We start from the raw sequence: 2959 nt of genomic DNA, 5'->3' as shown, positions 1-2959 counted from the left end.
GTATCCGTCAGCGGAACCCGTCGGCGTAGTTCCCCGTGGCTAGATGTCGACGATTTTTCGCAGTAAGGCGTAGGAAACACGCCAGTGACCATCGGTGTCATTAACGGCGACCGATGCGGTCTTCGCATTCAGCCGAACGATGATGCCGACGCGCTCGCTCAGGTGCTTGTCGGTAAAGCCGACCGTGTCGCCGATGAAGAACTCTTCACGCTGTGTTCTCGGCGGCGGTGTTGGTTCGACGTGCGGCTGAGCATTCGAAGTTTCCGGGATGATCGCCGCATAGAGCACGCCCCAACGGCGTCGAGTTGCGCTGTCCTGAATCACCGCCTGTGTCTGCCGGAGTTCAACGATCGTGCCTTGTGCCGGCGGCCCGAGCGGGTTTTCGCCAATGTAGTTGACGGCCATCCCCAGATGCAGGCGTTGACGTATTTCGAGAATACGTCTCGGGTCATCAAGCATCTTGCCGATAGCAAGATAGAGGCGATACAACTCGGCGCTAGGCGCCTGCCGAAGGGAGTCGGGAATGTCCATGTGCAGAGGAGTTCTAGCGGGCGAGCGGCAACAATTCGTGCACGCGATTGACGGGATACGACGGCAATTGTTCCAGCGTTCGCTCAAGCCACGCGTAGGGTTCGATACCGTTCAGACGAGCCGTACCGATGAGTGAGTACATCGTTGCCGCTGCACGGGCGCCGCGAGGAGATGCCGCAAACATCCAGTTCGACCTTCCGAGGGCAATCGGCCTGATCTGCCGCTCAAGCGCATTGTTGTCTGGCAACAGGACACCGTTCTCCGTATATCGGATGAGCGCCTCCCAGTGTCGCAGCGTATAACCGAAGGCCTTGGCCAGCGGCGCTTGTGGGAGCAAACCGATGACGTTTGCATCTAACCACCGACGAAACTGCGCAAGCACGGGCAATGTCTCTGCCTGCCGGACCGCAAGCTTGATGTCTGGCGCCTGGTCTTTGACTCGCGATTCGATCGCATACAGTCGGGCGATCCACTGCAGCGCGTGAGCCGCGAGCCCTGGGTCCTTCTGAGCCTTGGCAATCTCGAAGAACCGTCGGCGGCAATGAGCCCAACATCCGACCTCGACGATATCGCCTCGCTCATAAAGCGCAGCATGGCCGCTATACGCGTCGGCTTGCAGATAGCCTTGGTATTTATTCAGGTACAGCAGCGGATGTGCGCCCGCTCGCGACTCAGCGAACTCGAACACGACCGCCGGCGGGTGGTCGACCCAGACACCATTCTCCTTACGCTGGCCCGCGCCAAGGTAGCCCCATAATCGCGCTGTACGCGTTGACGGATGGCCTCGCTCGAGCAAAGGCAGTGTTGTGTCGTCCACGTGCATTCGCGGCGCCTTCAACTGGTGGGCGCGCAACCCGGGCAGCAGTACCGATAGTAGCTCGGCCGATGCCAGCTTCCATTCGCACAGGGTGGCTCGAGGCAAGTACACACCGCGCCGCGCGTAGCGCATTTCCTGGCGATTCAACGGCAGATGATCGACATAGGTGTTGACCAGCACATTGGCGAGCAGGCTCGCGCTGGCATTGCTCTTCGGTAGCGGCGACGGCTGCGCGCTTGCAGTCACGATGGTCGACTCGCCATCCTTCTTCGCCACGTATTTGAAGCGGATGTGTTCAATGACGGTGAGCCTGGACGGCTCGTAATGCAGGGTCTCGCTGTGTTCTTCGCCGATCCGTTCGAGCGTATCGAAAGCCATCTTCTGCTCATCGCTGAGATCGTATTCGATGCGTGTGCGTGGCAGGTCCTTCGGCAAAGCAGGACGCCCTTTGCGAGTGTGGCCCTCCACAGTTACTGCGTTGGCCACGGGCGGCACCGGGATTTCCGCGGCGGCATCAAACAGTTCGGCCTGGCCGGCCAGGCGCTCAGAACTCACGCCGAAGCGCGCCCGGTTCAACTGTGCAATCTGATGCTGGAGGATTTCCAGCTGTTCCCACAACACCCGTGCAAGCCGGTTCTGTTCAAGCGCGAATGCTTGCAGCGCATCGGGCTCGACGGGAAGATCCGCGGCAGTGACGGCGGTGGGTGGCATGTGCACCATGATGCCCAACTCGAGCCACGTTTACAAGCTCGGGCTGGGGGAGCACGTCATGCCACGCGCGTCACCGCCACAGTGTGGTGCGGCTCTCGCGCCGGAATCTCGATGCCTTCGAGCCATGCGTTGAGTTCGGCGAGCGTGAAGCCGCGCTGGGCGAGTAACGAGGGTGACGGGAAACGGCCTCGTTCAAGCCGCTTATACCAAAGCGCGAAGCCGGTCCGGTCCCAATAAAGAATCTTCACTTTGGAGCGGTCGCGCGCAACGAAGACGAACAGGTTGCCCGATGCAGGCTTCTGGGCAAGCAGCGGCTCGACGAGATACGACAGCCCGTCAATTGCCTTGCGCATGTCTACCGGGTCGCGACAGATGTAGGCGCGAACGTCCGAGGCAATCAGCACCGGCCGCCTCCGAGCTGCCCGAGTACAAATCGCACGATGCGCTCGGCGTGAACGCCGCTCAGTTCGATGCGAACGCCCGCGAGCGAGAGCGTCACCCGGTCACGCGACGGTGATGCGTCAGCCGCGGGCCTTGCAACGGACGGCTCCGGGGGCGCCAGTTCAGCATCCAGACTGGAGACGATGAATGCCGCATCCGCAGTCACTGCGAGCGGCTGTCTGGTCTCTTTGATGGGGCTTGAAAGTTTCTTGCGCCACAGACTGAAGGTGCTTAGGGCAAGACCCTGTTCCCTGCAAAACCGCCGAGCGCCAATCCCACTCGCTTTCCACGCCGTAACCATTTCGCACCAGAACGCTTCCCCTTGCCGTGGGCGACGTGTGCCCATTGCCGTCGCGGCCTTAATGTTCTCGTCTTCCATCGCATTGCCCTCGTTCTCACGAAAGCAACACCTTCACATTCGGAATGCTGCGATTCAAGACGGGATGCGCTGACGCTTAC

4 protein-coding genes are annotated in these 2959 nt (G+C 60.8%); all 4 read right to left on the bottom strand.

From position 1 onward, the window contains the following. Positions 1 to 39 precede the first annotated feature (39 nt). The 4 genes from BG61_RS38035 to tnpA are packed head-to-tail and all read right to left on the bottom strand — an operon-like array spanning position 40 to position 2879. Positions 40 to 531, bottom strand: a complete 492-nt coding sequence (locus BG61_RS38035; protein WP_035936520.1) for a hypothetical protein — start codon at positions 529 to 531, stop codon at positions 40 to 42. Positions 532 to 544: 13 nt separating this feature from the next. Beyond that, a complete protein-coding gene (gene tnpC / locus BG61_RS38030; protein WP_174479766.1) occupies positions 545 to 2068 on the bottom strand; it encodes an IS66 family transposase in 1524 nt (507 codons plus the stop codon). 47 nt (positions 2069 to 2115) lie between these two features. Beyond that, complete coding sequence (gene tnpB / locus BG61_RS38025) at positions 2116 to 2463, bottom strand: IS66 family insertion sequence element accessory protein TnpB (protein ID WP_035936519.1); 348 nt, start codon at positions 2461 to 2463, stop codon at positions 2116 to 2118. Further along, on the bottom strand, positions 2457 to 2879 hold the full coding sequence (gene tnpA, locus BG61_RS38020; RefSeq protein ID WP_035936516.1) for an IS66 family insertion sequence element accessory protein TnpA: 423 nt from the start codon (positions 2877 to 2879) through the stop codon (positions 2457 to 2459). The genes tnpB and tnpA overlap by 7 nt, the downstream gene beginning before the upstream one ends. Positions 2880 to 2959: the final 80 nt, after the last annotated feature.

The sequence above is a fragment of the Caballeronia glathei genome, from assembly GCF_000698595.1.
GTDB classification, from domain to species: domain Bacteria; phylum Pseudomonadota; class Gammaproteobacteria; order Burkholderiales; family Burkholderiaceae; genus Caballeronia; species Caballeronia glathei.
This window is presented reverse-complemented; position numbering and strand designations above follow the sequence as displayed.